The 4,071-nt window shown below is 64.1% G+C and carries 5 protein-coding genes and 1 pseudogene; all 6 read right to left on the bottom strand.

The features are described 5' to 3' along the window. The coding region (locus EOD07_RS25195; RefSeq protein WP_127237348.1) for an FAD-dependent oxidoreductase at nucleotides 1–241 on the bottom strand (241 nt) is incomplete at its 3' end. A gap of 59 nt (nucleotides 242–300) precedes the next feature. After that, the gene (locus EOD07_RS25190) at nucleotides 301–879 is read right to left on the bottom strand and encodes an OsmC family protein (RefSeq protein ID WP_040980443.1); all 579 of its coding nucleotides are present in this window, start codon (nucleotides 877–879) and stop codon (nucleotides 301–303) included. Nucleotides 880–1,125: 246 nt separating this feature from the next. Further along, nucleotides 1,126–1,374: a DUF1127 domain-containing protein gene (locus EOD07_RS25185; RefSeq protein WP_164772503.1), complete on the bottom strand. Its 249-nt coding sequence runs from the start codon at nucleotides 1,372–1,374 to the stop codon at nucleotides 1,126–1,128. 178 nt (nucleotides 1,375–1,552) lie between these two features. Further along, nucleotides 1,553–2,710 carry an ABC transporter ATP-binding protein gene (locus EOD07_RS25180; protein WP_127237345.1) on the bottom strand — a complete coding sequence of 386 codons (1,158 nt, stop codon included), beginning with the start codon at nucleotides 2,708–2,710 and terminating at the stop codon, nucleotides 1,553–1,555. Next, entirely contained in the window at nucleotides 2,703–3,845 is a 1,143-nt protein-coding gene (locus tag EOD07_RS25175; RefSeq protein ID WP_127237344.1) for an ABC transporter substrate-binding protein, read from the bottom strand. The genes EOD07_RS25180 and EOD07_RS25175 overlap by 8 nt, the downstream gene beginning before the upstream one ends. Next, nucleotides 3,842–4,071, bottom strand: a pseudogene (locus tag EOD07_RS25170) (ABC transporter permease); the annotation flags it as partial. The pseudogene EOD07_RS25170 and the gene EOD07_RS25175, both read right to left, overlap by 4 nt.

Here is a 4,071-nt window from a genome sequence, read left to right as displayed (position 1 = left end):
CCACGAAAGCCCCTTTGCTCATGAAGCCGTCAGGATCGCCGCCCTTATAGGGCGAGCCGGGGAGCGCATTCAGCCAATTCGGCGTGAGCAGCCGAAGCGAGCGCCAGCTCTGCGAGCGCCAGCGCTCGCCGATGCGGCCGCGCTCCAGCACGGCATGGTCGATGCCGGCCTGGCCCAGGCAATGGCTGAGCGCAAGGCCGGCCTGGCCCGCGCCGATGATGACGACGTCCGCGCGTCTCATGTTCTGTTCCGTCAATGGCAGGAGAGGCGGCCCGGATCGGTTCCGGACCGCCAGCCGGCTTACTGGATGGTCTTGATGCCGACGGTGACCGGCACCCCCTTGGTCAGCACGTCGAACACCGCCGAACGGGCGCGCGACTGCTCGACCAACTGCTGCAGCTTCTCGGCCGGCGCGTCGCCCTCGATCTCGAACGACACATGGATGTTCTGGAAGCCGTTGCGGACCTCGTCCGAGATGCCGAGGATGCCGCGCAGGTCGATGTCGCCGTCGACCGAGCACTTCACCCTGGTGAGCTTGATGCCGCGCGCGGCGGCGATGTTGGCGACGCCCGCCATCAGGCAGCCGGCCAGGCCGTGCAGCAGCCACTCGACCGGCGTCGGCGCATTGTCGGCGCCGCAAAGGATCGCCGGATGGTCGGCGTCGGCATAGTGCGGCTTCTCGTGCTTCTGCTCGTTGCCGGCGCCGAAGAAGCCGTTCATGACGGTCTTGCTGTGCGTGCCCTCGATCCACTCATTGTGGGCGCGGAACTGGAACTTGGCGAGCTCCGGCTGCCCGGCGACGAAATTGATCGTCGCCATCAGGTTCGGCGTGTCGACGCCATTGAGCGGAAGCCGTGCAGGTTTGGTGTTGGGTTGCATCTTCATCTCCAAAGGTTCGTTTGCGGCTTGGTTGCCGTGACGGCCTCTGTTTGCCGATGGAGCGTTTGAACGAGAGTGGATGCGACCGTGGAATTTTTCATACGCCTACCGTGGAAATTGGCGTTTGACGTATCGTTTGAAACGGCATGGCCTACGCATGAACCGAATGCGCCGGAGCGCAAAAATCCCGGGCGTTGGGAAGCGCCCGGAGCTTGTCGACGGCATGGCCACGCTCGCCACGGGCGGTCATCTGACGTTGCCGATATCCATCCGGTCGGTGTCGGACGCCGCGTAGCGCATCGAGGTGTAATGGTCGATTTCCGAACGGGCGATACCCATGTCCTTGAGCAGATAATCGGGCATGGCCTGCATGGCGGCGCGGTCGCTGCGCATCCTCATCGCGCGATAGAAATGCCTGAGCGCGCGGCTGGCAAAGTCGACCAGGCCGCGGCCCGATCGACCGGTTTCAGAAGCGGTGTGTTCCAAACTCGTCATCGTCGTCTCCATCCTTTGCGGCGCGACCGTTCGCGTCGTCGATGGCAGGACTTGTGGCTTACGACCGGGGGTGCCAGCGTTGGAGCGGGCGTCGAAATTGCCGTGGAAATGAGGTTTTGCGACTGATGCCCGGCCGGTCAGGCGTCGACTGGAGCCGGGCCGAGATCGCGTCCCGATCTCAGGAAATCCGTCGTCCGTCCTCGTCCAGCAAGACGCAGTCGTCCGGGTCGAAGCCGAGCTCGATCGTTTCACCTTCGCTGAGCACCCGGCCGTTGATCGCTGCGTTGGCGCGGATGCTCGTCTTGCCGCCGATGTCGACCTCGTAGATGGCGCTGCCGCCGAGATAGGAAGTCGAGACGACGCGGCCGGGGAGGCGGTTGGCGTTCGCTCCGCCGACCGCCAGTTTCTGCGGCCGCACCACCACCGTGACGGCGCTGCCGGTCGCCAGCGGCTTGGGTGACAGCACATTGACCGTCTGGCCGCTGGCCAGGGTGACAATTGTCGGCCCGTCGGATCGGCTCACGGTGCCCGAAAGCATGTTGGCCTTGCCGAGGAAGTCGGCGACGAAGGCGGTGGCCGGGCGCTCATAGACTTCTTCCGGCGTGCCGATCTGCTCGGCCGAGCCGGAATTCATCACCACGATGCGGTCCGACATGGACAGCGCTTCTTCCTGGTCGTGCGTGACGAAGATGGCGGTGATGCCGGTTTCCTTCTGGATCTTCTTGATCTCGACGCGCATTTCCTCGCGCATGTTGGCGTCGAGCGCCGAGAGCGGCTCGTCGAGCAAGAGCACCTGCGGCTCGAAGACGATGGCGCGGGCCAGCGCGATGCGCTGCTGTTGGCCGCCCGACAATTGCGAGGGCAGTTTCTTCTCGCTGCCCGGCAGCCGCACCATGTCGAGCGCCTGGCCGACCTTGCGCTTGATCTCGGGCTTCGCCACGTTGCGGTATTTCAGGCCGAAGGCGACATTGTCGAACACGCTCTTGTGGGGAAAGAGCGCATAGCTCTGGAACACCAGGCCGATGTTGCGCTTGTAGATCGGCACGTCGTCGACGCGGCGTCCGCCGATCATGATCTGGCCCGCCGAAATGTCGACCAGCCCGGCAATCGAGCGCAGGATCGTCGTCTTGCCGCAACCTGAAGGGCCGAGCAGCGTGACGAAGCTGCCCTTGCGGATCGACAGCGAGAAATCGCGCACCGCGACGAACTTGCCGTAGGCGATGTCGATGTTGCGGAACTCGACCGCCGGGCTGTTCGCCCCGGCGGCCGCGCTCGCGCCCTGTGCCCCGGCCGAGGCCGGCCGGGGATGGATTTTCGTGTCCTGGCTGTCAGGCACCTTTCGAGATCCTGTTCCACTGCTTGGTCCAGGCGTCCTCATTGGTCGCCCAGTAGACCGGATCGGCGAAGGTCAGCGCCTTCATCGTGCCCGTCGGATCGAAGGCCGGCAGCTTCGCGATCTTGTCGGTCAGCTTGACTTTGGTCGGGTCGAGCGACGGCGGATAGCTCTGGCCCTCGGCCACCGCGATCGAGGTCGCCGGGTCGAGCATGAAGTTGATCAGCTCCTCGCACTCCGTCATCGGCGAGCCCTTCAGGATGAGCATGTCCTCCATCCAGGCATAGGAGCCGGCCGGATCGAGATAGCCGATCGGATGACCCTGGTCCTGCAGCGCCGCGACGCGGCCCGACCAGGCGTCGGTCACCACGATCTCGCCCTTGGAAAGCAGGTCCATCAACTCCGCGCCGGAGCTCCAGAACTTCTTGGCGAGGTCGCGCGTCTCGCGCACCTTGGCCCAGATCGTGTCCATGTCCTTGAGGTTGTTGGGATCCTGTCCGGTGGCCAGGGCCGCGTACCAGACGCGCGTCGTCATGTCGGAATAGCCGCCGACCTTGCCGGCATATTTCTTGTCGAGCAGGAGTGCCGCGCCCTTTTCCTTGGCTTCTTCGGGCGAGATCACCTTGGTGTTGTAGGCAATGCCGGTCGTGCCGTAGTCGTAAGGCACGGCCGACAGCTTCGGCGTCAGCTTGCGGAACGGCTCGATCATCGGCTGCAGCACATTCGCCATGTTGGGAATGTTGGCCTCGTTGATCTCCGAGGTCAGGCCGCCATTGACGTATTTGATGTAGTAGTTGACGCCTGAGGAATGGATGACCTGGTAATCGCCAGGCTTAGCGGTCTTGATCTTGGTGATGATCTCATCCTCGTCGCCGAACGTGCCTTGCACCACCTTGATCTTTGTCTTGGCCGTGTAGGGCTGGAAGGCGAACTTGTCGATCGCGTCCTGCACCGTGCCGCCCCAGCCGTCGAAGCGGACTTCCTCGACCGCGGCGAGCGCCCGGCCCATCCACGGCATGGAAAGCCCCGCCGACGCGGCGGCCGCCGCCGTCAGCGTCAGGAAAGTGCGGCGGCTCAGATCGCCATTGGCATACCGGTCGTGCAGCCGTTTCAGCCGCTTGGTCGTCGTCAGTTTCATCGTACTTCCTCCTTTGGTTCGCCGCGTCTCTTCAACTTCGTCAGGCTCTGCAGGATCAGGCCGCCGATCAACGGGATGCCGACGGTCACCAGGATCATCACGGTGCCGAGCGCGTTGATCTCCGGGCTGATCGAAATCTTGAGCATGGAAAGGATCTGGGTGGGCATGGTCTCGACGCCGGCCGGCCGCCAGAACAGGCTGGCCGAGGTGTTGTCGAACGAAATGG

It is taken from the genome of Mesorhizobium sp. M2C.T.Ca.TU.002.02.1.1, assembly GCF_003997225.1.
Note: the sequence above shows the minus strand (reverse complement) of the source record. Positions and strands in the feature narration are given on the sequence as shown.